The 24,918-nt window shown below is 53.8% G+C and carries 30 protein-coding genes; 8 read left to right on the plus strand and 22 right to left on the minus strand.

The annotated features are described in order from the left end of the window. Window positions 1–154: 154 nt before the first annotated feature. The 3 genes from AC2FF8_RS06955 to AC2FF8_RS06965 form a co-directional block, all read right to left on the minus strand. The gene (locus AC2FF8_RS06955) at window positions 155–1,063 is read right to left on the minus strand and encodes a sigma-70 family RNA polymerase sigma factor (protein WP_496879276.1); all 909 of its coding nucleotides are present in this window, start codon (window positions 1,061–1,063) and stop codon (window positions 155–157) included. After that, window positions 1,060–1,521 carry a carboxymuconolactone decarboxylase family protein gene (locus AC2FF8_RS06960; protein ID WP_496879277.1) on the minus strand — a complete coding sequence of 154 codons (462 nt, stop codon included), beginning with the start codon at window positions 1,519–1,521 and terminating at the stop codon, window positions 1,060–1,062. Before AC2FF8_RS06960 ends, AC2FF8_RS06955 begins: the two co-directional genes overlap by 4 nt. Window positions 1,522–1,760: 239 nt before the next feature. Further along, entirely contained in the window at window positions 1,761–2,255 is a 495-nt protein-coding gene (locus AC2FF8_RS06965; RefSeq protein ID WP_496879278.1) for a MarR family winged helix-turn-helix transcriptional regulator, read from the minus strand. Between the two features lie 78 nt (window positions 2,256–2,333). Between AC2FF8_RS06965 and AC2FF8_RS06970 the strand changes: the two genes are divergently transcribed. The 3 genes from AC2FF8_RS06970 to AC2FF8_RS06980 all read left to right on the plus strand — a co-directional run bounded on the left by AC2FF8_RS06970 (window position 2,334) and on the right by AC2FF8_RS06980 (window position 5,441). Continuing rightward, window positions 2,334–3,242 carry an EamA family transporter gene (locus AC2FF8_RS06970; RefSeq protein ID WP_496879279.1) on the plus strand — a complete coding sequence of 303 codons (909 nt, stop codon included), beginning with the start codon at window positions 2,334–2,336 and terminating at the stop codon, window positions 3,240–3,242. Continuing rightward, entirely contained in the window at window positions 3,239–3,880 is a 642-nt protein-coding gene (locus AC2FF8_RS06975) for an NAD(P)-dependent oxidoreductase (protein ID WP_496879280.1), read from the plus strand. Before AC2FF8_RS06970 ends, AC2FF8_RS06975 begins: the two co-directional genes overlap by 4 nt. 331 nt (window positions 3,881–4,211) lie before the next feature. After that, window positions 4,212–5,441 (plus strand): adenylate/guanylate cyclase domain-containing protein, encoded by a 1,230-nt coding sequence (locus AC2FF8_RS06980; protein WP_496879281.1) that lies wholly within the window; start codon window positions 4,212–4,214, stop codon window positions 5,439–5,441. Between the two features lie 316 nt (window positions 5,442–5,757). On the opposite strand, the gene AC2FF8_RS06985 is transcribed toward AC2FF8_RS06980, so the two are convergent. The 6 genes from AC2FF8_RS06985 to AC2FF8_RS07010 all read right to left on the minus strand — a co-directional run bounded on the left by AC2FF8_RS06985 (window position 5,758) and on the right by AC2FF8_RS07010 (window position 9,228). Beyond that, window positions 5,758–6,231 (minus strand): GNAT family N-acetyltransferase, encoded by a 474-nt coding sequence (locus tag AC2FF8_RS06985; RefSeq protein WP_010443838.1) that lies wholly within the window; start codon window positions 6,229–6,231, stop codon window positions 5,758–5,760. A 76-nt stretch (window positions 6,232–6,307) separates the two neighbouring features. Beyond that, window positions 6,308–6,679 (minus strand): VOC family protein, encoded by a 372-nt coding sequence (locus AC2FF8_RS06990; protein WP_010443837.1) that lies wholly within the window; start codon window positions 6,677–6,679, stop codon window positions 6,308–6,310. A gap of 48 nt (window positions 6,680–6,727) precedes the next feature. After that, window positions 6,728–7,384 carry a methyltransferase domain-containing protein gene (locus AC2FF8_RS06995; RefSeq protein WP_171329870.1) on the minus strand — a complete coding sequence of 219 codons (657 nt, stop codon included), beginning with the start codon at window positions 7,382–7,384 and terminating at the stop codon, window positions 6,728–6,730. A gap of 50 nt (window positions 7,385–7,434) precedes the next feature. Next, entirely contained in the window at window positions 7,435–7,854 is a 420-nt protein-coding gene (locus AC2FF8_RS07000; protein WP_010443833.1) for a DUF6326 family protein, read from the minus strand. A 62-nt stretch (window positions 7,855–7,916) separates the two neighbouring features. Beyond that, complete coding sequence (locus AC2FF8_RS07005; RefSeq protein ID WP_496879282.1) at window positions 7,917–8,573, minus strand: DUF2306 domain-containing protein; 657 nt, start codon at window positions 8,571–8,573, stop codon at window positions 7,917–7,919. A gap of 34 nt (window positions 8,574–8,607) precedes the next feature. Then, complete coding sequence (locus AC2FF8_RS07010) at window positions 8,608–9,228, minus strand: class I SAM-dependent DNA methyltransferase (protein WP_496879283.1); 621 nt, start codon at window positions 9,226–9,228, stop codon at window positions 8,608–8,610. 189 nt (window positions 9,229–9,417) lie between these two features. Between AC2FF8_RS07010 and AC2FF8_RS07015 the strand changes: the two genes are divergently transcribed. Continuing rightward, window positions 9,418–10,332, plus strand: coding sequence for a LysR family transcriptional regulator (locus AC2FF8_RS07015; RefSeq protein ID WP_171329874.1), 915 nt, complete (start codon window positions 9,418–9,420; stop codon window positions 10,330–10,332). 211 nt (window positions 10,333–10,543) lie between these two features. On the opposite strand, the gene AC2FF8_RS07020 is transcribed toward AC2FF8_RS07015, so the two are convergent. The 3 genes from AC2FF8_RS07020 to AC2FF8_RS07030 form a co-directional block, all read right to left on the minus strand. Beyond that, complete coding sequence (locus tag AC2FF8_RS07020; RefSeq protein WP_496879284.1) at window positions 10,544–11,176, minus strand: tyrosine-type recombinase/integrase; 633 nt, start codon at window positions 11,174–11,176, stop codon at window positions 10,544–10,546. Window positions 11,177–11,446: 270 nt separating this feature from the next. After that, on the minus strand, window positions 11,447–11,665 hold the full coding sequence (locus tag AC2FF8_RS07025; RefSeq protein WP_254441363.1) for a GDCCVxC domain-containing (seleno)protein: 219 nt from the start codon (window positions 11,663–11,665) through the stop codon (window positions 11,447–11,449). A gap of 4 nt (window positions 11,666–11,669) precedes the next feature. Continuing rightward, the gene (locus AC2FF8_RS07030) at window positions 11,670–11,993 is read right to left on the minus strand and encodes a hypothetical protein (RefSeq protein WP_170519995.1); all 324 of its coding nucleotides are present in this window, start codon (window positions 11,991–11,993) and stop codon (window positions 11,670–11,672) included. 98 nt (window positions 11,994–12,091) lie between these two features. Between AC2FF8_RS07030 and AC2FF8_RS07035 the strand changes: the two genes are divergently transcribed. From AC2FF8_RS07035 to AC2FF8_RS07045, 3 genes are all read left to right on the plus strand, one after another. Further along, window positions 12,092–12,481, plus strand: a complete 390-nt coding sequence (locus AC2FF8_RS07035; RefSeq protein ID WP_170519998.1) for a MerR family transcriptional regulator — start codon at window positions 12,092–12,094, stop codon at window positions 12,479–12,481. Between the two features lie 501 nt (window positions 12,482–12,982). Next, on the plus strand, window positions 12,983–13,189 hold the full coding sequence (locus AC2FF8_RS07040; protein WP_170430361.1) for a cold-shock protein: 207 nt from the start codon (window positions 12,983–12,985) through the stop codon (window positions 13,187–13,189). 72 nt (window positions 13,190–13,261) lie between these two features. Further along, window positions 13,262–14,275, plus strand: coding sequence for a fatty acid desaturase (locus tag AC2FF8_RS07045; protein WP_496879285.1), 1,014 nt, complete (start codon window positions 13,262–13,264; stop codon window positions 14,273–14,275). Here AC2FF8_RS07045 and AC2FF8_RS07050 read toward each other — a convergent pair. From AC2FF8_RS07050 to AC2FF8_RS07095, 10 genes are all read right to left on the minus strand, one after another. Then, window positions 14,267–14,515, minus strand: coding sequence for a ParB N-terminal domain-containing protein (locus AC2FF8_RS07050; RefSeq protein ID WP_170520004.1), 249 nt, complete (start codon window positions 14,513–14,515; stop codon window positions 14,267–14,269). The genes AC2FF8_RS07045 and AC2FF8_RS07050 overlap by 9 nt on opposite strands. A 74-nt stretch (window positions 14,516–14,589) precedes the next feature. Continuing rightward, window positions 14,590–15,279 (minus strand): hypothetical protein, encoded by a 690-nt coding sequence (locus tag AC2FF8_RS07055; RefSeq protein WP_170520007.1) that lies wholly within the window; start codon window positions 15,277–15,279, stop codon window positions 14,590–14,592. A gap of 1,715 nt (window positions 15,280–16,994) precedes the next feature. After that, the gene (locus tag AC2FF8_RS07060; RefSeq protein WP_480535010.1) at window positions 16,995–17,627 is read right to left on the minus strand and encodes a tyrosine-type recombinase/integrase; all 633 of its coding nucleotides are present in this window, start codon (window positions 17,625–17,627) and stop codon (window positions 16,995–16,997) included. A 570-nt stretch (window positions 17,628–18,197) separates the two neighbouring features. Then, complete coding sequence (locus AC2FF8_RS07065) at window positions 18,198–18,770, minus strand: hypothetical protein (protein WP_170520010.1); 573 nt, start codon at window positions 18,768–18,770, stop codon at window positions 18,198–18,200. Window positions 18,771–19,148: 378 nt separating this feature from the next. Beyond that, window positions 19,149–20,270, minus strand: coding sequence for an alanine/ornithine racemase family PLP-dependent enzyme (locus AC2FF8_RS07070; protein ID WP_496879286.1), 1,122 nt, complete (start codon window positions 20,268–20,270; stop codon window positions 19,149–19,151). After that, complete coding sequence (locus AC2FF8_RS07075; RefSeq protein WP_480855805.1) at window positions 20,267–21,466, minus strand: N-acetyltransferase DgcN family protein; 1,200 nt, start codon at window positions 21,464–21,466, stop codon at window positions 20,267–20,269. Before AC2FF8_RS07075 ends, AC2FF8_RS07070 begins: the two co-directional genes overlap by 4 nt. Before the next feature lie 93 nt (window positions 21,467–21,559). Next, window positions 21,560–22,414, minus strand: a complete 855-nt coding sequence (locus AC2FF8_RS07080) for a hypothetical protein (protein WP_496879287.1) — start codon at window positions 22,412–22,414, stop codon at window positions 21,560–21,562. Continuing rightward, entirely contained in the window at window positions 22,404–22,757 is a 354-nt protein-coding gene (locus tag AC2FF8_RS07085; protein ID WP_480617371.1) for a hypothetical protein, read from the minus strand. Before AC2FF8_RS07085 ends, AC2FF8_RS07080 begins: the two co-directional genes overlap by 11 nt. Window positions 22,758–22,760: 3 nt before the next feature. Then, complete coding sequence (locus AC2FF8_RS07090; RefSeq protein ID WP_170520028.1) at window positions 22,761–23,069, minus strand: hypothetical protein; 309 nt, start codon at window positions 23,067–23,069, stop codon at window positions 22,761–22,763. Between the two features lie 446 nt (window positions 23,070–23,515). Continuing rightward, window positions 23,516–24,268, minus strand: a complete 753-nt coding sequence (locus AC2FF8_RS07095; RefSeq protein ID WP_170520031.1) for a Crp/Fnr family transcriptional regulator — start codon at window positions 24,266–24,268, stop codon at window positions 23,516–23,518. A gap of 135 nt (window positions 24,269–24,403) precedes the next feature. Here AC2FF8_RS07095 and AC2FF8_RS07100 point away from each other — a divergent pair, with 135 nt between their 5' ends. Continuing rightward, on the plus strand, window positions 24,404–24,637 hold the full coding sequence (locus AC2FF8_RS07100; RefSeq protein WP_010442296.1) for a hypothetical protein: 234 nt from the start codon (window positions 24,404–24,406) through the stop codon (window positions 24,635–24,637). The last annotated feature ends 281 nt before the right edge of the window (window positions 24,638–24,918 follow it).

Here is a 24,918-nt window from a genome sequence, read left to right on the forward strand (position 1 = left end):
TTCCTAGCAGTGATAGACAACTGCACTATGGCGCATTGCGACGCCGGGGGAGCAGGAGCTATCCACCCCATCCGCTTTACGAGAAAATATCGATGAGCTTTTGAACGCGATCAATGACTGCAATGGGCCGGTGTTTTCTCCGTATGTTGTCATCCTAGTCAGATAGGCCGCCACTAATGGGCGTGTGTTCGTCGAACGACAGATGACGAGTCTTTTCCGGATTGCGAACAACGTAAACAGCGGTAATCACGTCGTATTCGATCTCCAACGACATCGTTTGCAAAAGGCCGCTCGCTTCATGGCTGAGGATCGATGGCAGATTGTTCAGGCGGCAGAATTGCCATTGCTGGACAGGTTGATCGGAGTATTTACGCGCCAGCCCAGACAATAGCCGCATCACCTTGTCTCGTCCCAAAATCGGATTGAGTGTCGCCAGCACTTTGCCGCCGCCATCCGAAACAAATCTTACGTCTTGCGCAAGCAATTTGGTAAGAATGTTGGTATCGCCGCTTTTGGCGGCCATGAAAAATGCCTTGGCGATGGCTTCGCCTTGTTGCGGCTCAACCTGTGTTCGAGGTTTGTTGCGCTGCACATGTTTCCGGGCACGACTAACAAGCTGGCGGCAGGATTCAGGTGTGCGTTCTAGTGCCTGTGCCAGCTCGTCATATGACTGCTCGAACAAATCGTGGAGTAGAAAAGCTGCCCGCTCGAGAGGCGTTAGCCGCTCCAGCGCCAGTAGGAGTGCCACCGAGACGTCCCGATCCAATCGCTCCGTAGCATCATCTGTGATCAGTGGTTCGGGCAACCACTCACCGGGATATGCTTCGCGTCGAGTATGCGCGGCCCGCATGTGATCGAGACATAACCGCGTGACCGTCCGGATCAGAAACCCCGTCGCGTCCCGCACACTGGTATGATCAACCTTCTGCCAACGCAAAAATGCGTCCTGTACTACATCCTCTGCGTCACTAACGGTGCCCAGCATTCGATAGGCGACCGCGAACAAGCGCGGTCGCAGATCGACAAATGTCTGGTCGTTGACGCGTGAAGTCATATGACTCATGCAGCCGAGGCCTCCTTGGCGGCAGGATGTGGCGTTGCAAAGCCAATAGCAATGCGGTTCCAGGCGTTGATCGTTGTCACCACCAACGTCAGGGCGATCTTTTCCTGGTCTGAAAACTGAGCGGCCATCTCTTCATAAATGTGATCCGGTGCACCTTTCTGTTCGATACGAGTCAGCGTTTCGGCCCAAGCAAGAGCGGCGGATTCACGCTCGGAATAAAGAGACGACTCGCGCCAAGCATTCAGCAAGTGAAGCCTGTCTTCACTCTCCCCATGCGCACGTGCGTCATGGGTGTGCATGTGGATGCAGAAAGCGCAGCCGTTGATCTGTGACACGCGCAATTTTACCAGTTCGATTAGACCGTGCTCAAGGCCGGATGTTTTGAGGCATTCCTCCATGTCGAGCATTGGCTGCAGCAGTTGCGGGGCAACGGCGAAATAGTTGAGACGGGATTGCATATGGTGCTCCTGTTTTCGGTGAGTACAGAAACAGGACGCGGCAGGCGTGGAGTTTGTGACACGGGTGCGCAACAAATCAGTTTTTATTACGTAGTATGGGCAGTTGAGTTCCGATTGAGCTGCGAGATGTTCACTGGCATTTCGTGCAAGTTTTGCTCGGGTGCGGGTGCCCTGTTTCCAAGGTGCGCCATGTTCTGAAAGTGTGATGGTTTCTTGGGAAGCGCTTAATTTATCAGTGTTTATTTCGTATCTTCGTCAACCGCATCGCCCAGTGCCTTAAGCAATCCATTCAAGTTATCGCGTTGCTCGGGTGATAAACCGCTCATAAGCCGATGTTGTGTTTTAACGTGATCTGAGACGGCATTTTCGATTTTTGAGAACCCGTTACTCGTCAATCGGATCAAGAAGCCGCGTTTGTCTTCCGGATTTGGTACGCGCTCGACCAAGCCTGCCTTGACGAGCTGGTCAATCCGGTTGGTCATTGTCCCCGACGTCACCATGGTCAGGTCAAGCAATTCCCCGGGCGACAAGCCTTCTGGCTTTCCGGACCTGCGCAGAGTAGCCAGTACATCAAAGCTGGCGAGGTTGAGCCCGTAAAGCTTCCAGGTTTTGTCCATCTCTTTTCTGAGCTGAGCCGTCAGGCGGGAGAGACGCCCAATCGTTTCCATCGGTCCGACATCGAGGTCGGGGCGGGCTTTGTTCCATTGCGAAATGATACGATCGATGTGGTCCATGGAAGCATATTGCGAAGATTTATCTTGACGTCAAGAGAGTGCAATATATCTTGACGTCAAGATGTATGGAGATCCCTCATGAAACATCATGTCGACATCGCGCTTACTGCCATCGCGCCGCTGGTCTGGGGCAGCACGTATTACGTTACGACTGAATTCCTTCCTGCTGGGTATCCAATCACAATGGCTGCCCTGCGTGCGCTGCCTGCTGGCCTGCTATTGCTCGTTCTGGCCCGGCAACTGCCGCAGGGTATCTGGTGGATACGCGCTTTCGTTCTTGGTGCGCTCAATTTCACCGTGTTCTGGACATTGCTATTTGTGGCGGCGTACCGGCTGCCTGGTGGTGTAGCCGCAACAGTTGGGGCGGTTCAGCCTTTGATTGTCGTATTCCTGGCTGCGATGCTGATTGGTACGACGGTCAAGGTATCTGCGGTGATCGCGGCTCTGATCGGTATCTTTGGGGTTGGACTTCTTGTTCTTGGTTCGGGGGTTTCGCTTGATCCGATTGGGTTACTCGCAGGTATCGGCGGCGCAGTCTCCATGGGAGCTGGCACAGTTCTGACCCGGAAGTGGCAAGCCCCCGTGCCCCTTTTAACCTTGGCGGCCTGGCAGCTTTCGGCAGGGGGGCTGTTGCTTATGCCGCTGGCATATCTGTTTGAGCCTGCGCTTCCGCCGTTGAATTCGCAAAATATCACCGGAATCGCCTATCTCACTCTGATCGGGGCAGCGCTTACATACATCTTATGGTTCCGAGGTGTTTCCCGGATCGAGCCCGGCGCTGTTTCAGCCCTTGGTTTTCTTAGCCCGCTTTCCGCAGTCGTTATTGGTTGGATGCTTCTTGGCCAGGCTCTGACATTCACCCAGATCGCCGGAGCCGGAGTGGTGCTCACAGCAATCTGGCTTGGGCAACGTGCCGGGCGTATCAGCCCTCCCGTTCTTTCAGAAGCTGTCCATTCACATCTCAATCCAAAAGGAGAGTGCTCATGAAACTTGTCGTATTTGGTGCAACTGGTGACGTCGGTTCTCGCGTCGTGACCGAGGCGATCTCGCGTGGCCATGACGTTACCGCGTCTGTTCGAAACGAGGCAGGGATCAAAAACCTGCCCAAAGGCGCCAAGCCAGTAGTTGCGGATGTTGCGGACCCTGCGGCTTTGGCCGCGGCCATGGCCGGTCAGGATCTGGCCGTAAGCGCTGTGCGCACACCAGCCGGGCGTGAGGGCGAAGTCGTTGCTCTGACCCGTTCCATTCTGGACGCCGCATCGCTTTCTAATCTTCGGGTGATCATTGTCGGCGGTGCCGCGCGTCTGCATCTACCCGATGGTAGCCCTCACACCGTCTTGACAGATCCCGACTTTCTGCCCGAGAGCATTGTTCCAACCGCGCGTGCATCCATGGCACAGTGGGAACTCTGTTCATCCGATGCCTCGGCAAACTGGACCTATGCCAGCCCATCCGCATTATTGCAGCCCGGTGAGCGCCTGGGTATCTTCAGAACCGACACAGATAACCTGATTGTTGATGACGCCGGCAACTCAAAAATTTCCATGGAAGATTTTGCTGTGGCAATTGTTGATGAGGCTCAATCGGCCAAGTTTTTACGCGCCTCCTTTACCGTAGGCTATTGAAACACCATTACTGAGTCGTTTTGTTAATGCGCCCCGTCTGCAGTTTGCAAGCGGGGTGTTTTTTTGAATGCAGTCTCGTCACGCGACCTTACGAAAACGAACAACCCGAGCGACATTTTGTCGAATACGCTCTCCACTTTACAGCGTGCTTATCCCCGACGATTTGACCAAGTGAAAGGTTTGCCAGCGAGGCTCATCCTTGGCGGCGTAAGTTTCGCGCCACGTTGCCAACATTCATTCAAGCTGTCGCGGACGTATTGCACTGCCTACAAGCTTGACGTTCGTCTCATTCTGGCACCAAATTATGATCGAAGGCATTGGAGGTGTCCGTATGAAATGGCGCCGAGTTCTTCCAACGATCCGCTTTGGCACCGAACGCTATACAGAGAAGGTCGCGCGGAGGCTCCGTGTGGTGAACGCGACCGCATTTGCGCTCGTGGCGATTTCTTTGGGATTTGTCGTCGCCCATTTGATCAACCCCAATCCCGACCTGTGGTCGCCGTCGCTCGTCCATCTCGGCGCCGCGCTCGGTTTTAGCGCCGTCCCGTTTATGCATCGGTGGGGGCCGACGCTGGGAGCGTCCCTGCTTATCGCGGTCGGCTTGGCCGATATTTCAGGACTATGTCTGATCTTTGGAACCGGGTCGGGTTTGCACTTCTGGGCCCTGCTGGTTCCGGCGCTTCTCATTCCGTTATACGGAGAGATACGCCTGCCAGTTGCAGTCGCGCTGGTCGTGTTGGCCGCTACGGTCACGATCATTCTGGAGGCCGTAGCTCCGGTGAACACAGGACTGCGGTCACCGCACCTGGTTTTCGTGGCGAATTTCATTCCGTCTGTCGTACTGAGCTTCACGATCCTGTTTTCGATCGTACTCTATGCGATGCGTCAGATCGCGCACGCCGAGGCGGCGGCTGAGCATGAGTTCGAGCGTTCCGAGGCATTGATCGCGAACATCCTACCTGTCAGTGTGGCTGCACGTCTCAAGGAGAGTGTCGGCGAAGTAGTTGCCGACCGATACGATAAGGCCTCTGTCCTTTTTGCCGACATGGAAGGGTTCACCGCACGGGCAAGCGACACGGAGCCGGAGGATCTCGTTCGATTCCTCAACGACGTCTTCAGTGATCTTGACACGCTCGTCGAAAAGCATGGCCTAGAGAAGATCAAAACCACCGGCGATGCTTACATGGTTGTGAGTGGCGTGCCCGAGCCGCGGCCAGACCAAGTTGAGGCGCTCTCAGATCTCGCACTGGAGATGCGCGACGCGCTTGCTGACCTAGTTGATCCGAAAGGACGTGCGGTACCGTTTCGCATCGGTATCGCCAGCGGTCCGGTCGTCGCTGGAGTCGTAGGCAGGCAAAAGTTCTTCTACGACGTTTGGGGCGACGCGGTTAACATGGCGGCGCGAATGGAGCAAACCGGCGAGCCTGGTCAAATCCAGGTGACATCGGACGTTCATGAACGCCTCAAGAACCGATTCATCTTCGTCGAACGCGGTTTGATAGAAGTTCGAGGCAAAGGCATGATGCGCACCTGGTTGCTGAACGGGAGGATGATTGGATGAAAGGACAGGATGAGCGAGCTATTCCAGCATCGTTCTTTGTCTAAAGACCAAACTGTCATTGTGTCCGCTCCTAGTATGAGGCCAAGTTAGCCCCAAAGGCGACAATAGGGCTGGACCTGACCTTCGGGATATTATGCTAACGGCGGGCTTGTCCGCGATCTGTGAAGTCGTATGATGGTTCGTTTTGCTCGTGCAGCGAATGGCCGGTTTGACGGGCCGCGTTGCAGCATCCTCAAAGTCCGTCGAAGGTCTGGATTGGGCCGCGAGTTACAACACACTCTGGAGCTGGCGATGTACCAGAAATCGGACAATGCTGTCACTCTGTCGCAAGTTGAAATTTGAGGAAGGTCGCCCCGTCATAGTCGACTTCGCCAACCCGCCAAGCACCAAGTCTGTCGAGTGCCCGCAGGTTCGTGCGTGACGGTGGTAAAAGGAAGGTCACATACGGGATGCGTTCATCGGAAATTGCAAAGTCGATCGCCTTTCGCGAGATGCGCGGCCCGAGGCCAAACGTGTCGGGCCGCAAGACCAGTCCGAAATCCCACTCGGCTCCTTCTTTTTGAAATCCACCCCAGCCGACATATCGGTCATCGGACAAGAATGCCCAATGTCCAAGTCCGTCACGGTGCCAACACTCTTCCTTTTTGGCGACAAACCGCGCCACTGTCTCGGCATTCCAAGTAAATCTCAGAAGCGGCATATGCTCGGCGACACGAGGGTCGGACATGTGCGCTAAGATTTCGGTTGGGTCGATTTCCGACAATCGGACGAATTTTATTTCAGATCTCATTGCGGCGTCTTTCGATGTGCTCGTCTCTCATTGTCCGCTGGACGCGATATTTCAACAGCCAACTCTTTGCCTGCTGTCACGCTGGGACATACGCATTCAGTTTGTTGCCATCCAGATCCCGGAAATACCCTCCGTAGAAACCATGATCTCCGCGTGTGCCGGGGGGTCCCTCATCTGTTCCGCCAAGTTCGAGGCACTTGGCGTGAAGCGTATCGGCGGCTTTTCTGTTGGTCATTTTCAAAGCGACCATCACCCCGTTTCCAACGCTTGCCGGTGCCCCATTGAATGGACAAGCAAGGCATAACGCAGGCTCGGCCCTTGAGCGGCCCCATGCGGCCATATCGCCGTGTTTCCAAAGACGGTTTGCGCCCACGCTCGAAAACAAGGCGTCGTAGAATTTCAGCGCGGCCTCGAAGTTGTTGGTTCCGAGGGTAACATATCCGATCATGCTTGATCTCCGTAGTTCTGTGGTCGTCATTTTCAACTTTAAGCCCGGCTACAAAGACCCCTGGGTTGCTGCGCCAGACCGCCTAGCAAGTAAGGTCGAGGCCGGACCATGGCTCGGAATTGCCCGCACTTCAAAATTTTCGAAACGCTCGATTGCCTGCATCAATCGGGAGCGGGACATAAATCGGCCGGTCCCGCGAAACAAAAGCGCCTGGCGCATGAGGCTGCCGGCAAGACCACGGGCAGGCTCATCCGCGCAAAACGCGAGACAAAGCGCGCCGCCGGCTCGAACAACCCTGCAAAGCTCACTCAAAGCCAGGTGGGGATCGGGGACGGTTTCCAAAGCCCAAGCACACGTCACAAGATCGAACGTGCCATCTTCAAACGGCAGGGACTCCAACCGTCCTTGTATCTTCGGCACAGGAATGTCGGCGCAGCGTGCAAGCATCGCTGCGGACGGGTCGAGAAGGGTCATCAAATTCGGCGGCATGCCCTCGGCGATCAGTCTACGTGCCAGGTTGCCGGTGCCGCAGCCAGCATCCAAAAGCCTCGAATTCGGCGTCGCAAGTGCACGCACCAGACCTTCCAGGGCGGCCTGCGCCTCGCCGCCTGCATGACGCAGCCATCGATGATGAAGTTTGTCGTAGCGAGGTGCGAGCTTGTCATAAAGATCAAACGCATCGTCTAAAGGCGTTTCTTCCAACATCTATTTGGTCCTATTATTCATTCATCGTGTCCGCGGTGCGCGCACGTTTTTTACGGAGAACTTGCGTCGGATTGCGGCGCGGTGTGTTCGTTCTCGGGCCACGTCCATGCGGTCCAGAGAATTGCGATTAGAGCCACGATCTCGATGACGAGGTGGAAGGTGTCATCCATGTCGGTGGGGGCCGAGGAAAGGAGCGTACCGGTTGTGACGATCGCTGCAAGAAAGGTGACAGGGCGACCAATCCTGCGGGTTAGCAGGAGCGAAAAGAGCACCATCGCAATCGGCACTTGGACGAGGAAACCGCCCAAAAGCATCAGCCCTTCGGTGATCTCGATGCCGTTGTAATGGCCTGTCAGCAGCATCTCGATATGGGACGCGAGGACAAACTGGTGAATATCGCGAAAGATGATGTTGAGCAGTATGAACAGCCACAGGGCCGACAGAAGAATACGGGGATCGAGCCGTCTCATTTTGGTGTCTTCTTTCTGTGTTTCTGGAGTTTGCCGGTATCAGGTCGAGAGCACGACCGGGTTCAGATCACCGCGCCGGATGTACGCGTCGCAAAGGCGCGGCGGATAAGGAGTTCCGCAATCGCAAGGTTGATGGCCCACGCCCCAACAATCAGGAGGTCTCGCGAAAACCCCTGCAGTTCGGTGTCAAAGAGGGCCATTGCGACCAGAAAGAGCGCGGTTTGCGTTGAGGCCCCTTGGCCGATGGCATAGGCGCGCAGCATCGCGGCGCGGTGCGCGGCGACGTTTCGCGACCGGATCGCGACGATGGCCCATGCGATGAGGGTGACCATCGCGAGGCCGAGCGTGACCCTTGCCCCGTAAAGTACTGGTCCCTGCAGGGCATCGGGAAATGCGTAGAACACGGTCATCCAGAGCCCGGTTAGTGCGCTGATGCATCCCGCTGCCGCCACAATCCGCCCGAGGGTCCTGTGCAGGGCCGAGCGGTAGCGCCTCAGGCTCGGCAGGAATTGCACAGCCCCCACAAGGCAGAAAACTGAACTGCCGAGGATATGCAATGTGATCGGGAGGGGATCGAACACCGCACGCGGGTTCGGCGGGATGATCGCCCGAGCGCCGAGAAGTTCCGGAAGCCGGACCAGCCCTACGACTGCCGGAATGAAAGAGTAGAGGAACACGAGGGCAAGGAACGCCCATTCGCGACGGCTGATAAAGTGCATGCTTCGGTCTCTCAGAATAAGGCGTCGGTCTGCCTCAGGCGGGCTTGCGCGCGACGATAAAGGGGCTCAGTCGGTTCTTTCCGAAGTACTGCGTCTGCTCGATTTCGAACCCGGCGCGGATCAGGTGTCGGGTCAATTCAGCGCGACTCAAGATGATCACATTAGGCGCGATCCGCACGGCCATGAGCACGCGAACCATGGCTCGCATCCAGCGCGGCGCGTCCTTCAGACAAACCGTCTTTGATATGAAGTGACCGCCGGGTTTCATTTGGTGGAATGCTGCATCCAGTACGGTGGGTATGTCGTCCACCAGGTGAAGCAAGCTGAACGCGCAAATGGCGTCGAACGGTTGGCTAGGAATGTGTTGCGCCGCCTCCGCCTGAAGAAATTCTGGTGTTCCCGCGGCATCGCCACCTGATCGTGACCGGGCGATCCGGATCATCTCGGCAGAGAGGTCGGTTGCGGTCACATGAGCGACGACAGGCGCGATCTTCCTGGCTGTGCCGCCTGTGCCGCAGCCGATTTCAAGAACGCGATCGGTCGATCGAAGAAGCGCAGTAACGCATTCCAGCTTTTCTTCGTAGGCGGTGACATCGGCAATAGGTTTCTTGGCGTACTTGGGCGCATGCCGGTCCCAGAAGGCTTGGGCAGTCATGTCGGTTTCCTTTGCGCGTTGCACTTCAGGTTTGAAGCGGCGCGGATGCGCCAGTCGTAAGAAACTGCGGAATGCATTGTGTCGCTTTCGATTGCAGAGACCGGGCCGATCTCGTTTCGCATCCGGTATCATCCATGCGCTCATAAAAGGTCGATTGCTTAAATTCGTCCACCTGCTATACGCTCATGAATGAACTGGCAGGCCGTTTCCTTCGATTGGAACCAGGTACGCGCCTTCCTCGCGACAGCGGAGGAAGGCTCGTTCAGCGGTGCGGCGCGCGTGCTGAAGACAACGCAGCCGACGATAGGGCGGCAGATCGGTGCGTTGGAGGAGGCACTTGGCGTCACGTTGGTAGAACGCAGCGTCCGTGGTCTTACCTTGACGGAAGCAGGGCGCGACCTGATTGATCACATGCGCACGATGGGCGAGGCTGCGACGCTCATCTCGATGGTGGCCGACGGTAAATCTCAGGATGTCACCGGAGAGGTCACGGTCACGGGAACGGACCTCTTGTCAGCAGCGATTCTGCCGGGCGTGCTCAAGCCGTTGAGACAGATGGCGCCGGGCATCCGCGTCCGCATTCTCGCGTCGAGTGAGATGCAGAATTTGACGCAGCGCGAGGCAGACATCGCGATACGCCACGTCCGCCCAGATCAGCCGGACCTGATCGCACGGCACTTGGGCGACTTTCGCGCCACCCTCTATGCCGCGACCGACTATCTCGATCGTGCAAGCCGCCCACGGACACCGCGCGATGTGGCTGCACTCGATTTCGTCGGCAATGCCGACCCCGAGAGGCTAATGGCCCCACTGCACAACATGGGCGTGCCCGTTCGCGCAGAGAGCTTCGTGATGTCGAGCGAGAGCGGTGTCGTCGCATGGGAATTGGTGAAAGCGGGCTACGGCGTCTCTATGCAGCCCGAAACGTTGGGCGAGGCTGAATCTGGCATAGAGAAGGTCTTGCCGGATTTCCCTTCGCTTGAGTTTCCAATCTGGCTGGTCACCCATCGGGAGTTACAGACCAGCCGTCGTATCCGGATCGTATTCGACCTGCTGGCCCGGGGTCTGTCAGACGTTGCGAAGCGCCGAAGTGGTGGCGATTAACAGGTGCAAAAGCGCCGAACCCGGAGCAAGTAAGGTCGCGTGGCAATAGTTGAAGCTGCGCTTGCACGAGTTCGTTTTGTCCGATGAGTGTACGTTAATGTTGGAAATGCTGCGCAATCGATCAACTTCCGCTTTGGGGAAGCTGCAATGCGGCAACTTATCTCGCGGTGAAAGGCCGGTATGGGCCGCCCGTGAAGGCGACCCTACTGCACTAGATTTCAATTGCTTCCGCAATGGCCAAAGCATCCTCAAGTTCGACGCCGAGGTATCTGACCGTACTGTCCATCTTGGTGTGACCTAGAAGGAGCTGGACAGCACGAAGGTTGCCCGTCTTCTTGTAGATCTGAGTAACCTTTGTACGGCGCATTGAATGGGTGCCATAGGCGCTTGCTTCCAGTCCTATTGACGTAACCCAATCGCGTACGATCCTCGCGTACTGGCGGGTCGATATGTGCAGGCGCTCGTGAAATCGACCTGGCCAAAGATACTCCGAGCCGACCATGAGCCCGTCCTCCATCCATTTCTCGACAGAAGCACGCGTACCCTCGGAAATCTCAAAGCGAACAGGTTTCTGCGTTTTGCTTTGAAGGACTGAGGCACGCTCTTTAATCTGACCAGAGGCAATCACATCCACGACTTTCATCTTCACCAGGTCACAGCCGCGCAGCTTACTGTCAATCGCCATGTTGAAGAGTGCAAGGTCGCGATGGTTTCCTGCCAATTCAAGTCGTACGCGGATTGCCCAGACATGCTTTGGCTTCAGCGGCCGTTTCTGACCGACGATGCGGCCTTTGTTCCATGCAGGGCGAAGTGCTCGAATGGCTGGTAAGTTTGGTGTTTCCATGACTGATCCTCCGATCCTCCATGCCCTCCCACAACGACAACCCGACGTTGACGAGGAACCATATCACGGGATTGCTGCGCTGCCTCCGAGGTCGGAAGTGAGCCCAACCTGTACCCTGGATTTTATTGCTGCATGCGCTTGTAGCAGTAACAACATTGCAACTGCCGAATACCTTGTGCGGCCAAGCAGCGGAAAAACTGTCATTTATGCAAATAGCAGCGATGCTCGCGGCGGCAGCTCACAGTTCGCTCAACAAAACCGTCCTTCACTTCATCCGCAACAGCTATCGCCTAGCTGAATTGGTGGACACGGGACCGTGGCATATGAACAGTATACACAACAGTCGCCGTCCAACGGCTTCAAAACTGTTTTGCACGACTTGCATTCATAGAACCACTGGCAAGCATCCGTTGGCATTTGCTCGGTTTCGCTGTGGCCGCACTTCGGGCAAATCAGGGTGCTTTCTAGGACTACAGTTTGTTTTGTCATAGTCTCACATCTGCATGATCAGGTAATCGTTAATCCGTGCCTCGTTAAACACAACGACCCAAGCCACGCCGGTGATTAGAGTCGTTCCTGCAAGCCACCATTTCAACGTCGGCAAGGAACCGCGCCGATAAGATACCATCCATGATATCACGACGAGCGCCGTTGACATCGTCAGCACATAGTAACTCGCTGCGGCAACCTTCCCAAAGATTGCCAACCAACTACCACCCAGCCCCAGTAACATCATCGTCATGGGCAAAACGCAGCAAGTCGCGACGCCAAGCGCTGATAGCGATCCCAAATAGCTGAGGCTAAGGTACTTCTGCATTCTGTTTCCCTGATGGACTACGTTGCGCGGAGTTGTAGAGACAACAACCTCTCGTTTAACTTCTGTAGCCACTACAGGATCAAGACAGGAAATCTCACATGTTTGCGATTGGGGAGGCATCCCGGCAAAGCGGTGTCGGAATTGAAACTATCCGCTACTACGAACGCGAAGGGATCGTGCCGAAACCAGAAAGGGCATCGAATAATCGACGCATGTACTCTGCGTACGATGTGGGACGGCTTCGTTTTCTAAGGAAGTGCCGAGACTTGGGTTTTTCGCTTGCCGATGCAAAGGTGCTTCTCAACCTGTCCGAAGGTGATAGCGAGGATTGCCAATCCGTTAAGGAAATGGCCGAGCTTCATATCTCCAATGTGCGTTTGAAGATAAACGAACTTAAGCGATTGGAGACCGCCCTGAATGAACTTACGGCCAACTGTAACATCGGGAACGTTTCTTGCCCGATGCTTGCGCAGATACGGACCTACTAATGGTACTTTGAGGCTCGCAGTCGCCCTATGCAACGCAGCATGACCCAAGATTCGGGCCGCGTAAAATCTGCCGTTCGTAAGAGAGGCCAACTCGTTGATTTAGCACTGTTTCCATCAGTCAACGAACATTCGTGCGTCGCCGCGGTGTTCTTGTAGCGCGCAGTGAATTCGGACAGTCAGCCCAACCTGCCGTGTCTGAGAAATCAATTTGCTACATACGCACTCGGCAGGTTTGTCAGAAGCCGACCTCTGATTTCCGAACTACAGAACAATGGTTCTGCTTATCCTTGTCCTAACTTGGGCTAGGCGGATTCAGATATTCTGTGGTCCTCCATTGTATCAAGGCTTGTATCGTGCGTACCCGAAGTCCATATATTCAAGGCTTACGTTTTTCTTTTTCGACCTGCTGTCTCCCCAATTCGGCGTTCAGTCTTTCGATTCAGACCGACCACGCCGAGTCGCCGCAATGATGCGGGCGGCAAGTATTTGGAGACTTCCACCATGGCAAATGGCACAGTAAAATGGTTCAACTCGACCAAAGGTTTTGGCTTTATCGAACCTGAAGATGGCAAGCGCGACGTGTTCGTGCATATTTCAGCACTTGAACGTTCCGGCATTAGCGAATTGAAGGACGGCCAGAAGGTTACCTTCGACGTCGAAGCTGGCCGTGACGGACGCGACAGCGCCGCCAATCTGGCACTGGCCTGACCTTTTACGGGCACCCTTATGGGGTGCTCGTTTGCACAACGGGCTGCTAAAAGCCCTTGGAGAACAAGTCAGTTGCAACAGCAGGAATTGACCCGGGCGCTCGCGCAATACCGTGTGCCCGATACGAAGCGTAGCGTTTTTGAACTGACAATCACTGTCATCCCCTTTTTCGCGCTATGGGGCGCAGCGTGGTTTGCGCTATCCCTTAGTATCTGGTTCACTGTTCTACTGGCCATCCTGAACGCCGCATTTCTGGTGCGTATCTTCATCATCATGCATGATTGTGGTCACGGATCTTTCTTTAGAAGCCGCAATGTTTGCAATTGGACTGGCCGGGTTCTGGGTGTTCTCGCCCTGACACCCTATGACGTCTGGCGGCAAAGCCATGCGATTCACCATGCCTCAACCGGTAACCTTGATCGGCGTGGTATGGGTGACATTCCTACATTGACCATTGAGGAATACCTGAAACGGAATTGGTTCGGGCGTGCCGCTTACAGGTTAATCCGGAACCCCTTCATCCTGTTCTGTATCGTACCGGTCTACACGTTCGTTTTTCAAAATCGCTTGCCCTTTGGTTTCATGCGGTCAGGCTGGCTTTATTGGGCAAGTGCAATGGGAACAAATGCCGCGATTGCGGTGGTCCTGGCTCTGATTTTTTGGACCGGAGGCCTGGATGTACTGGTTTTTGTATTCCTTCCAACCATGATCGTCGCCGCGTCGATTGGTATTTGGCTATTCTATATTCAACACCAGTTTGAACACACGACTTGGGAGCGGGAAGAAGTGTGGAATCTTCAGAACGCCGCATTCTATGGAAGTTCTCACTATGCCCTGCCAGGCATCCTGCGGTGGTTCTCTGCCAATATCGGTGTGCACCATGTTCACCACCTTGCCAGCCGCATACCGTATTATCGGCTAAACGAGGTATTGCGTGACCATTCCGAGTTGGAAGATTGCCAGCGTATTACTTTATTTGAGAGCCTTCATTGCGCACGATTGCATCTTTGGGACGAAGAAAGACAGCGCTTACTGACATTTTCCGAGGCTTTGTCAAAGGCCAATCCCAACAAAAGTTTAGTGTAGTCTGGCGCGGACCAAATAGGCTTCGACAGTATCACCTCCGAGGGCGCGGATGGCTTCTAGTCGGTGAAGGCCTTCAATCAGCACGAACCTCTTGTTGTCCGGGCGTATCTGGATCGGGGTCTTCTGGCCGTTCTTCAGGATATCTTCGGCCAGCGTCAGAACTTTTTGTTGATCAAGCGTTTTCGCCCGTTTCACAGGTACATAGATCAGGTCGAGCGGATATGGTCTTTTCTCCAACATAAGCTACGTGAGCAACCTTTCGTGCATTTGTTCCGGTTCGAAGTTCGCTACAAGAGCTGGGGCTGGAACGTACGTCATAGACCCGAACGAACAGCGTCGCGCAGTTCCTGATGCATAATCCAAGTTGCTGGCTCATCGTCACTTTCGATGTGAGAAAATGCCAGGACCTGCGCGGCTCCATCATTCTGTGCCGAACCAGCTTCGGGAAGTTCGAGCTCCAGATATTCTGCGATCAATAGTCCGATTTTCTTGAAAACCTTGATGGACGCCTCGCGCGATTTGTGACCGGCTGCCTGAGACAAGTGACCAATGGTCAGACCGTCCTTGCCTGCGATTGTAAGTGCTTTGAGCATTGTGACCTGCGCAGGGGTGAGCCTGATCTGGCGCAATGCCTCGGCATATTCTCTTTCACTGGGAACGAAGGTGCCGGAGTTTCCCTCCAAACGGCGTTGACCGCTACGCTTCCTGTCTCGTTCTTCAAGAATTTCTTTTAAGGCCTCAATGGCCAATGCTGGTGTTTCGCCGACTGCGTCGGCAATCATTGCTTGCGTTTTAGCCGGTGGCTTGGGGAATGCGCGCGCAACGCTGTTACCGCTCAGAATGCCAGCCTTAATCAAGTACTTTCCAAATTCTACTTCAATCACTCCAGATACGTCAGCGTTCCGCGTCTTACGGACACTGCGGTCCTGAAATGCTCTTTGTTCCAGACCATGAGCTGACATCTTTGAACCGGGAAGGGTTACTTGAGGGGCATTTTTACGCATCAGAGAAACACCACCACAATTATGGCCGCAACAAGCACCGCCGACGCCACAGATATTTTAATCCCGTAGGACCGGCGACGCGCCTTTTCAGCTTTGAGGCTTTTACCCAAGTTTTCGTCAATCGAGTTATGGTTCACGGCTTGGTCCTTCCGGATATGTCAGGCGATATTGATTTCCAGCAACCTATTTTCGCGGCATATTTTCAGCGCACTTATCGTTCTGTCTTGTGAACGGCCGATTACATTCCCAACCATCACTTCTTCGATTCAAATGAGCGTTGGAAGGGACAAGGATCGCAACGCACCTGTCCTGGTTTGCGCGAAAGCCACGTTCACATTTCCATCCAGAGTAGGTTTCAGGTGCAAGGTATGCATGCTGTGGAATTGCCACCGGTTCGCAACCGCTCTCCGTTGCTCTGAAACCTCTGAGGCACACCCAACCATCCGCGCTGTTTTTGTCAGTCAGGCGGCCGTTGCTTGGGACACTAATAGCAACACAATCCTGGTCTTCCTTACGAAATCCCCAGTCACAGTGTACTTCCTGTGCGCCAAACCGGGTTTCGACGTACCCATTTTGAGGTGAAATCACCTCTTCACACTCGTCCCCGATACGCTGGAACAACCGGTTGCATTCCCACCGATCTCCGGTTGAGACAAGATAGGCATTTTCTGGAACTCTTATTTCCTCACAGAGTTCTCCAACGTTTTGAAAACCATGATTGCATTCCCAGCCGCTGCCATAGGAGCTACCCGTCAAATATGCGTTTTTTGGTACCTCTGTTCTTTGACACGATCCGTTCTTGTTTTCGAATCCTTCGTCACAGACCGATCCATCGGCATTGCCTGCGACTTGGGCAGGAAGCTGCGTTCCTGAGAGCAACACCAAGAGTGTCGGGATTAAACAAAGAATGCAGCGCGTAAACACGATGAATGACTGATTGAAACGGAGCCTGAGACCTGATCTATCGGGCATCAAGCACGCAATTTTTAAGCCATGTGCTGTTCATACGGCGCCTTCTTTCATGGGTCACGCGATAACTGGTGCATGGCGGGTGACAGTTGCGAATGCTTGCGAGGAACGAGCTCATAGCGAAGACCCCAGCGAAACCCGTTCCTATGCTGGGGCACATGCTACAGTTAATCTGAAGGCTATTGGATTATCGTAACCGGCAGCATCGCGGCGACGAGTAAATTTCACCAATACACTTTTGTGGTTCTTAGCCAGCATAGAGTCAAGGAAGTTTCCCTCGTCGCAATGGGAGCACCGCTACGGCTAGTAGTATTTGAAACTGCCGGTGACCAAGGTTCCTGGTGAACTACCGAAAGAAATTGTCTGGTATTAGTTTTTCGTTGTGTCGATTTGGGGCCAGGCTATCAGCGGGTGGCAGTTTAAGTCGGCGTTTCAGTTGCCGGGCCTGAGTGCGGCGAAAGAGGAGTATGTGATCAAGGCTTCCTCGTAACTAGGAATGACTGGCCGGACGACATTGGCTGCCAGGCGGGGATGTTCGCGCCGCTTCTGCACAAGTACCCGCGGCGCGATCAAATGGCCGCTCGGTCCCGTACCCTGTAAATTGCGCCTGTGCCGAGAAATCTGTGCTGCGAGCGCACGCAACAAGATTTTGACACTTCCGCTCAGGGCTCGCTACGTCCCCCCCTGCGTAAAAGAACTAGAACCGCTATGGATTGGCGACCGACAGCACCGATCGCCAAACTGTCTCAGATGTCTATGCGCTCTGCAATGCTTAGCGCGTCTTCCAATTCAACGCCCAAGTATCGCACGGTGCTATCGACTTTTGTGTGCCCGAGCAGAAGTTGGACCGCGCGGAGATTTCCTGTCTTGCGGTAGATCTCAGCTACTTTGGTTCGGCGAAGCGAATGCGTGCCATATCCGCTCGGTTCCAATCCGATTGCGGTCACCCAACCTCGAACCAGCCTGCCATACTGGCGCGTCGAGATGTGTGGTCGATCATGGAATCGGCTTGGAAACATGAACCGGCTAGCAAACATTTCCGGCGATTTTACCCATAACAATACAGTTTCTCGCGTGTTTTCCGTCAGTTCGAATTGAACAGATCGCTTAGTTTTGCTCTGGATCACCGAAACACGCTCACGGACGCGATCGTCTTTGACAAGATCGGTCACAGCGAGTTTGACCAGATCGCAGCCGCGTAGCTTGCTATCAATCGCGACGTTGAACATTGTGAGATCACGCAGATTTCCAGCAAGTTCGAGCCGTGCACGGATCGCCCAGACCTGTTTTGGGAGTAGCGGTCGTTTCTGACCGATGATCCGCCCCTTGTTCCAAGCTCTGGGTTTTGGGGTGACTGCAGGTAGTTGGACTCTTGGCATATTTTGCACTCCGATCCACCCTCCGCACCCAAGCAACAGCACCGCGCTGACCACCGAATAGTACAAGCGGCGTGAATGCCTGCTGTCCGATTATGAATACTGGCATGGTTTAAGTGTGTGCATTCGGCAGCTTGAGCCCGTATCGCCACACAGAAAAACGGTTCGAATCCAAACCGCGCATGCGCTTCGTCTTCAGCACCGATTACCGATCGGGTTCCAGGTTAAAAGGCCCGGGTCAGCGGGCTGGGTCAGCACCAATAAGATAAAATGAGATTTGATCAGAAAAGCTGGTAAGACCGTCGTCAGGTTATCAGCGACGCCGAGCTAGCCCGGGGCTTACCGATACGCCATTTCGCCACGCGTTCAACCCCTTGCAGCGTCGACAAATCCGCTCTCCAAACCCTTCGCTCCAGAATGGAGTTCTGCAACGAAGACATGGGCGTTCTTGCGGCACGTCATTGTGGGCGCGAGCCATGATCGTATCTGCTTCGTTGTCGGGGTCTTCCATCAGTTCTTAGCCTCGATTTCTGTTTTGGTTTATACAGCGGCTGGAAAAGAAAGTTTCGAGCCCTAAGCCTTGAGATTGAAGGAGCTGCCTGGTTCAGACTGTCCGATGGGACGGCCTGTAATCCGAGGGGTTTTATTAGGACGAACCGGCATTCCTTCGTTCTCAGCAGCTTGGACAGCGAAAGCATACCGAGAACCGCTTCCGCATCCTCGCGGTATGGCTCGTTGATCTGATGATCCGTCGTCTGCCTCAGAAATGAGCGACTCCGAGTAGAGGTGCCGAAGTTGAGTCTCAGACACACCATCTGCTTCCATGATCAATTGCACCATCGGATCGGCCAAAAGCTGGTCGAGCAAGAACTGCGACAACTGCTTTGAAGACAGTTTATCCTTTGCGCGGGCTCTCTCCAAATCAGTAAGAGAAACGGTCAAGGTACGCGCCAGACCGGGGTGAGATTTCCGTGGATGCAGACAGATTAACACCGATGCTTTCCAGGCTTCTGGGTCCGAATAATCTGGTGGTGCGGAAAGCTCAGTTTCTATGTCGTATTCGCCTGCCGGGAGTAATTCGTCGAAGCCAGGGAAAGAAAACGGCCTGGAAAAGACTGCGATTGTCTTGCTGATTATCTGGTTCATTTGGGTAGTTCTCCTTTGCTGATACTGCTCGCTCGGAGATGCAGACAAGAACAAGCCACCCACTCCCGGCAGGGTATTATCAGTTTTGAGGTTTAGGCTTTGATTTTTCGGGGACGACGTCAGGCGCTTCAGACGTAACTTCTTTTTTCGGTACGCTCGCATCGTTTTCCTTTAGCGCGGCAGCCGCTCTGGTCGTCAGGTCTTTGAAAGACATCATTTTGATCCTTTGATTGTCCGCAACACCCACGAGCCCAGATGGGGTGTGAAAAGTGAATGCGGCTACGTCCAATATAGGGATTGGGTGCCTCATTTACTACGTAGAGCCGTAGAATATGACGGATGGCTGAAGCAGAACCGAGGCGGCGGCACCTTGGCGCGCTACCTTCGATTCGAGTATGGGCGATCAGTGTTCGCTGCGTTGCAGTCAACCAAAGCGCTATCACCATGGAAGACCTTTGCTACATCGGGCGCAGCCATGCAGCGCGAGAGCGCGCAATAGTTCAATTTCAGCTTCACCTCGCCACCAGGGCGAAGCAGAAAATTGGTGTTTTCAACAACGATATGATCACTGGTGGCTCCGACGAACGTGACGCCAGCAGGGAATATTAGACCCGCCGCATCAGTGTCCTGGAGTCCGATCGCAAGGATCGACCGAGTATTCGAAGGACTGTCTAAAGTCACACACTGCATTGAAGGTATAGGATAATTCAATTGCAAGGGATTTGGATTTGATTTGGTCTTCGTTTCGATCACTTCCGCCCAAAGCGTGAAAACATCTGTGTAAAGCCCGTCGATCGCGTACCCCGAAACGGGATCGGTACCCAGCAGGATGGCCTCACCCAGACGCAGGTTGTTGATTTTTCCAGTCGCCCCCTTGCCAAGCGCCCATGGCAAACTGGCTGAGCCGCCGCCTGACACTGTTTCCAGAGCGGGTCCATTTGCAAGTTCGGTGCCGACGGCAAGCGACGAAAGCAATTCCATTGCTCCTGCAGAGGGTGCCACATGACCCAGACAGGCAAAATTTGCACCAATCCCCTTCAGAGAAATCCCTTCCATTCTAAGAATTTGAGACACAGTGCTTTCAATGTGTTCAGGCAAGATGCCTTCCCGCATATCCCCCATTTCCACCATCAGGATAATATTGTGAATAATGTTCTTTCCCAGCGCACTCATGGCCAGGCTTGCGATAATGTCCATCTCAGTGTTGAAGCTGACATCGCAGTTATCAAGGACTTGCGCGACCTGGCTCAGCATGGGCGTTCGGATCAAGGATATAGAGCACGAGATTCCAGCATCGCGCATACGCATGATATTGCTGATCCGCGCGTCCGCCAGCCCTGTCGCGCCACCTTCAAGCATAGCATTCGCAATCTCAGGATGACCGCACACGGCTTTTGTCACACCTGTCACCGTAATGCCGCGGGGTCTAAGGTGGTCGACCAGGAACCGTGTGTTGTACCGAATTTTGTCCAGATCAACGTCGATACGCAGCTTACTCATTCAATCGTCGTAGCACGTACGGGTTGCAAGCGCGGAAAGGCAGATAGAACCATAGTCACCAAGTTTTTTGGAGGACGGTTCAATGCGTCAGTGACCGGGAGATACAATTTGCAGTTGTAGTCTGTGATGGCCTTTGAAATCTCGACTTCATTCATTCCTTCATGGTTGATCGTCATGCCAATCACTTCTGTGTCTGCAAAAGACTCGATCAGGGTGATTTCATCGCAAGGGTCGGGCATAGTCATGTTGGGGAAATCACATCGACGTTTTCGTTTAGGCGCGTGTTGAAGAATAACTGCATGTGGCTGACTGCCTCGCAGAATGAAGGCTGATGTGCAAAAGGCCGGATGGCTTAGCGCGCCCTGGCCCTCGATCACTATGACATCCGGGTGTTCATCTTCAGATGCTGCAACAACAGCGCGCTCAAGCTCGCCACAGCAAAATTGCGGCGGCACCGAATCCATCGCGACACCATACTTGGCGCCCTGCATCAATCCTGTCTGGCCGGTACCGACCAAAACTGTTTTGATCCCATGCGCGTTAAGGGCACTTGTCAGGATTGTCGCGGTTGTACGCTTTCCAATTGCACAATCGGTGCCGAACACCGCGATGCGGATCGCCTGGACGTCTCCAACACTGCCATCTAACAGGCGCAGGTCGCGATTAGGCCGCGGCTTGCGAATGTCGCGTATCGTGACATCGTGAATTTTGGCAAATCCAGCGAGCTCTTTGTCATCGCAAAGAAATTCATGCAGCCCACTGACGATGTTCATTCCGAGCGTTATCGCATCCACAACAGCTTCGCGATCTTCAAGGGACATTCTGCCGCTGGCCGGCGCCATTCCGTAAATAAACGTGTCGGGGATCGTAGCTTCATTAGCGACGGCGGCATCAAGATCATCGAAGATGGGAACCTGATTTGCGACATTATCAAGCACTTTGCCACTGTCACAACCGCCATACGTGCTGTCGATCACCGAAAGAACGCGATAGGCCTGTGAATGTCGAACGAGACCATTAGCCGTCTTGCCATCGATCTTTGCGAAGTTTCCTTCGCAATACACAATTGCAGTCGGTGTATCTGTCACAAGTGTCTTGCGGTGAAGCTCTGGAAAAACTGCTTGTTCAGGCGGCAGCTTTTGCTCATTGCTGGCAATGAACTTCCTGTCATCCGACGCAATGGGTAGGGGTTTCATATCTGTTCCTTTTGGGAGTGTGAAACGCGCCGTCCTTGGTAAGAACGGGCACAAATTGTGAAGTTTGGAAAAATGGACTCTCTGCCTGAAACCTCACTTGTTCAGAACACACTGACCTTCTGACTGATGATAATTTCTGTGGCATTCCCACCTATTACCGGATCGGTCGATATGGGCATTTTCTGGTAACTCGATTGCATTGCAGCGATCACCGGACGCCTCGTAACCACGTTCGCATTTCCATCCAACTCCATGGATCGCGTCATCGTAGAAAGCACTTTCAGGCACAAAAACGGTATCGCACCTTCCGTCGCGCTCAAAATATCCACGCTCGCACGTCCACGGACGCCCGCTGGTTGATGCGTTCAGAAAAGCATTTTCCGGAACTGCTACTGCCACGCATGCTTCTCCGTCGATTTCGTAGCCACGGTTGCAACGCCATGTAGATCCATAAGTGCTGTTCGTCAGATAAGCATTTTCCGGCACCACGATTTTTTGGCAGCTATCGTCTACTTTTGTGTACCCCCGCAGGCACCGCCACCTCTCACCTGATGGATCGAGATATCCACCCTCAGGCACAATCACTTCAGTGCATGAGGTGCCGCCAACTTCAACAAAGCCATGCATACATGCCCACCCTGAGCCATAGGTTCTGTTTGTAGGGTAGGCATTTCCCGGCACGACAATGGCCACGCATTCTTCGCCTTTCAACCGATAGGACAAATCGCATTCCCAACCGTCGCCATACTTTTTGGGATGCGCGTTATCCGGGATCGAATTTGTTTCGGCCGAGGCGGGACTTGATGAGATAAAGGAGCCCGTCAAGCAACTGAAAACGCCAACAAACAGCGCCGTCATAAAGTGAGAGTAAAACCAGTGCTGATTTTTTCGATTTGTCCTGGTGCAAACGGCGTTGTCCGAATGTTGAGTGATTGAGTTACGATCCATCCAGGTTCAGCCCCTCAATGCAGGCCTGTGCCAGATCTTTATTGGGGGTTTGGGATCCCGGTACCGTTGCCCAGCCTGCCTCCATGACGGCATCCTTCCGCTTGAAAGAAGAAGCCTCTTTGATTGTCGTTATTTTTTCGGCGCGTTGGGCGTCAGTTCTCGCCATGTCGACGCAGACCGGAACCAACGCAGCGATTACATTGTCGCGGGACATGGCGTTGGCCATTTTGTCCGCACTACCGCCGGTCATCCATCCACCCCAAGAAAATCCAACGACGCCTACGAAAACCCCTCCGATCAGGGCGCCGTAGATTCCGGGTTTAAGCCATTCGGGCGTGTTCATAATCTATTCCTCCTGCGGGGAAAGCGCCGCATCGCTGTCATTGTTAGATGTGGCCAAGGTCTGGTCTTGCTTGAGCGCCCGTTCAAAATCTTCTGGGTCAATTGGGCGCATTTCCGTGCGGCCTGGCTTGCTGCCTTTGCCCTGAACTGTCAGGTAGGTTCCGGTTCTTCGATATGCTTCGAAACTCAGGCCCTGTAGTAGTTCTTCTTCAACAACTACTTCATACTCGCCTGCAGGAAGTTCATCTGGATAGCCGGACAAAGAGAACGGATTTGAAAACGTCACCAAAGAACTGGACGATCTCGTGCTCACCTTAGTCCTCCATATAGTTTGTTGGATCTTCCCCGCGCAATCTGCCGCGGATTACGCTCGTAAGCGCCACGGTAGTACCGGCGTTGTAATTTAGAATAATGTGCAAATGGCAGACGCGCGCTGATCGATGTTAGTCTGCGGCCAATGACCTGAGATTTTATTGGAATCTCAAATGCATTTGGTGCCCGAGGATCAGGTACCGCCAAAAATTGACTAACCTGCGTCAGTGCAACGATGTTTGGATTCCGGCAACGTGATGTGTGTTGGCGGGATATTTGCTGGCGTGTTCTTAACGAGTAATTAAGAAGCGCAGGAAATCCAGTACCATAATCGGACTGCATTTATCTTGCGCTTCTTTTTGAGTGAAACGCCAAATCTGCCGAAGCGACTTCCGTCTCTAACCAGGCAACTATCGTCAAAATCCCGGCATCGCCGAAGGGGTGAACCTATTGCTTCAACAGTGGCCCGACCTGATTCAGATAAGCGGGGTCAAAACCGGCCAACGTCACCAATCCGTCATAATCATCAAATGCCACTTGCCCGGATTGAAAAGTAACCAGCCCCTTCTCCCGCAGTTGCCGTAGGACACGATTAACATGTACAGCACTCAGTCCCAGCGCATCGGCAAGATGGTATTGTGTCAGTGGGCAGGCATATCCCAACTTGGTTGCCATCCCGACCTGAGTCAGCCTCACACCAAGTTCCAGAAGAAAATGCGCCATGCGCTCACCCGCATCTCGCCGTCCGATGTTGACCAAGTGCTCAACCACCATCGCTTCATCTCGAGAGACCGCCCAAAGAACTGCTGTCGCCAGCCGGGGCGTTTGCGCAAATGCTTCCAGAAGATCATCCACTGCCACCTCAATGGCTTGGATTTCCATGATTGGTTCTATGCTGTGATCCGAGGTGTGCAGCAGAACGCTTCGCAAGCCCAGAAAGTCACCCGGTATTTGGAAATCGACTATCTGACGCGACCCGTCTGTCTGGGTTTTGTAGGAGCAAACCCAGCCCGAGGCCAGAATGTAGGCCGCCTGCTCTGATTGCCCTTGATGCACAAGGTCACGTCCGGCTTCAAAGGTTCTGCGACGCTTGTGCAGGCGTGCCAATACCGCAAGTTCAACCTCAGTCAGAGCGACGAAGTTTGAAAGCTTTCGGGTGAGTGGACTATTTTTGATAGTGCGCAAGTGTTCTTCCTTCATCGATGAGCAGCCCGCGAAACTATCCGACGCCAAGACTGCTTTCGATCAGTTAAGTATACAGCAATCTATGCCAGTATGGTGCAATTCATCGTGGCGCTTCCATGCTTGGACGCCTGTTAGAAAAGGACGTCTACCATGGCTGACCGGCAAGACCATTCAGGAATGGCCGCACTCTCAATTTGTGAAGCGCTTTTGCTTGCAATTAAAGATCGTGAGCTTCTGCCCGAACATGAAATTGTGGGAGTTCTGCATGACGCAGCTGCTGTCCACGAAACAGCGGTCGGCAATAACGATGAAAAGGACATGCACCAGGCCGCCGCTGTTCTGATAAACAAGATCATTGCTTCCGGCTATCGCGTTCGGCAGTAACGTTAATTTCCTGTCAGAAAAACAAGATTACGCTCGTCAAAAAAGCATAACAACAAATAGAAGCACGATTGGTGCTTCATTCCCGATCAATTCAAACACGAAGCAAGAACCAAAGATCCAATCTCTGCAATATCTCATCTTAATGAAAAATTCCACGACCGCGAATTACTCCCTCTTCCCCGCCACCTGCATGAGCCACAACGAGAATTTGCTTACTGGCTGAAGGCCCGCATGGCCTGTCCTGCTGCACTGCCTGCGACAACGCAAACGTTGGCTTTGTT

The organism is Ruegeria sp. YTSA144, assembly GCF_059610125.1.

Excerpts from the sequence above, each read along its gene's own strand:
- AC2FF8_RS07030 (WP_170519995.1), bottom strand. The coding sequence starts at position 11,993 with ATGCAGAAGTACCTTAGCCTCAGCTATTTGGGATCGCTATCAGCGCTT.
- AC2FF8_RS07100 (WP_010442296.1), top strand. The coding sequence starts at position 24,404 with ATGGCTGACCGGCAAGACCATTCAGGAATGGCCGCACTCTCAATTTGT.
- AC2FF8_RS07050 (WP_170520004.1), bottom strand. The coding sequence starts at position 14,515 with ATGTTGGAGAAAAGACCATATCCGCTCGACCTGATCTATGTACCTGTG.
- AC2FF8_RS07010 (WP_496879283.1), bottom strand. The coding sequence starts at position 9,228 with ATGACTGCCCAAGCCTTCTGGGACCGGCATGCGCCCAAGTACGCCAAG.
- AC2FF8_RS06965 (WP_496879278.1), bottom strand. The coding sequence starts at position 2,255 with ATGGACCACATCGATCGTATCATTTCGCAATGGAACAAAGCCCGCCCC.
- AC2FF8_RS06995 (WP_171329870.1), bottom strand. The coding sequence starts at position 7,384 with ATGTTGGAAGAAACGCCTTTAGACGATGCGTTTGATCTTTATGACAAG.
- AC2FF8_RS07040 (WP_170430361.1), top strand. The coding sequence starts at position 12,983 with ATGGCAAATGGCACAGTAAAATGGTTCAACTCGACCAAAGGTTTTGGC.
- AC2FF8_RS07005 (WP_496879282.1), bottom strand. The coding sequence starts at position 8,573 with ATGCACTTTATCAGCCGTCGCGAATGGGCGTTCCTTGCCCTCGTGTTC.
- AC2FF8_RS07065 (WP_170520010.1), bottom strand. The coding sequence starts at position 18,770 with ATGAACCAGATAATCAGCAAGACAATCGCAGTCTTTTCCAGGCCGTTT.
- AC2FF8_RS07075 (WP_480855805.1), bottom strand. The coding sequence starts at position 21,466 with ATGAAACCCCTACCCATTGCGTCGGATGACAGGAAGTTCATTGCCAGC.
- AC2FF8_RS06970 (WP_496879279.1), top strand. The coding sequence starts at position 2,334 with ATGAAACATCATGTCGACATCGCGCTTACTGCCATCGCGCCGCTGGTC.
- AC2FF8_RS06980 (WP_496879281.1), top strand. The coding sequence starts at position 4,212 with ATGAAATGGCGCCGAGTTCTTCCAACGATCCGCTTTGGCACCGAACGC.
- AC2FF8_RS06990 (WP_010443837.1), bottom strand. The coding sequence starts at position 6,679 with ATGATCGGATATGTTACCCTCGGAACCAACAACTTCGAGGCCGCGCTG.
- AC2FF8_RS07080 (WP_496879287.1), bottom strand. The coding sequence starts at position 22,414 with ATGGATCGTAACTCAATCACTCAACATTCGGACAACGCCGTTTGCACC.
- AC2FF8_RS07060 (WP_480535010.1), bottom strand. The coding sequence starts at position 17,627 with ATGCCAAGAGTCCAACTACCTGCAGTCACCCCAAAACCCAGAGCTTGG.
- AC2FF8_RS07035 (WP_170519998.1), top strand. The coding sequence starts at position 12,092 with ATGTTTGCGATTGGGGAGGCATCCCGGCAAAGCGGTGTCGGAATTGAA.
- AC2FF8_RS07000 (WP_010443833.1), bottom strand. The coding sequence starts at position 7,854 with ATGAGACGGCTCGATCCCCGTATTCTTCTGTCGGCCCTGTGGCTGTTC.
- AC2FF8_RS06975 (WP_496879280.1), top strand. The coding sequence starts at position 3,239 with ATGAAACTTGTCGTATTTGGTGCAACTGGTGACGTCGGTTCTCGCGTC.
- AC2FF8_RS06985 (WP_010443838.1), bottom strand. The coding sequence starts at position 6,231 with ATGAGATCTGAAATAAAATTCGTCCGATTGTCGGAAATCGACCCAACC.
- AC2FF8_RS06960 (WP_496879277.1), bottom strand. The coding sequence starts at position 1,521 with ATGCAATCCCGTCTCAACTATTTCGCCGTTGCCCCGCAACTGCTGCAG.
- AC2FF8_RS06955 (WP_496879276.1), bottom strand. The coding sequence starts at position 1,063 with ATGAGTCATATGACTTCACGCGTCAACGACCAGACATTTGTCGATCTG.
- AC2FF8_RS07015 (WP_171329874.1), top strand. The coding sequence starts at position 9,418 with ATGAACTGGCAGGCCGTTTCCTTCGATTGGAACCAGGTACGCGCCTTC.
- AC2FF8_RS07025 (WP_254441363.1), bottom strand. The coding sequence starts at position 11,665 with ATGACAAAACAAACTGTAGTCCTAGAAAGCACCCTGATTTGCCCGAAG.
- AC2FF8_RS07085 (WP_480617371.1), bottom strand. The coding sequence starts at position 22,757 with ATGAACACGCCCGAATGGCTTAAACCCGGAATCTACGGCGCCCTGATC.
- AC2FF8_RS07095 (WP_170520031.1), bottom strand. The coding sequence starts at position 24,268 with ATGAAGGAAGAACACTTGCGCACTATCAAAAATAGTCCACTCACCCGA.
- AC2FF8_RS07020 (WP_496879284.1), bottom strand. The coding sequence starts at position 11,176 with ATGGAAACACCAAACTTACCAGCCATTCGAGCACTTCGCCCTGCATGG.
- AC2FF8_RS07070 (WP_496879286.1), bottom strand. The coding sequence starts at position 20,270 with ATGAGTAAGCTGCGTATCGACGTTGATCTGGACAAAATTCGGTACAAC.
- AC2FF8_RS07055 (WP_170520007.1), bottom strand. The coding sequence starts at position 15,279 with ATGCGTAAAAATGCCCCTCAAGTAACCCTTCCCGGTTCAAAGATGTCA.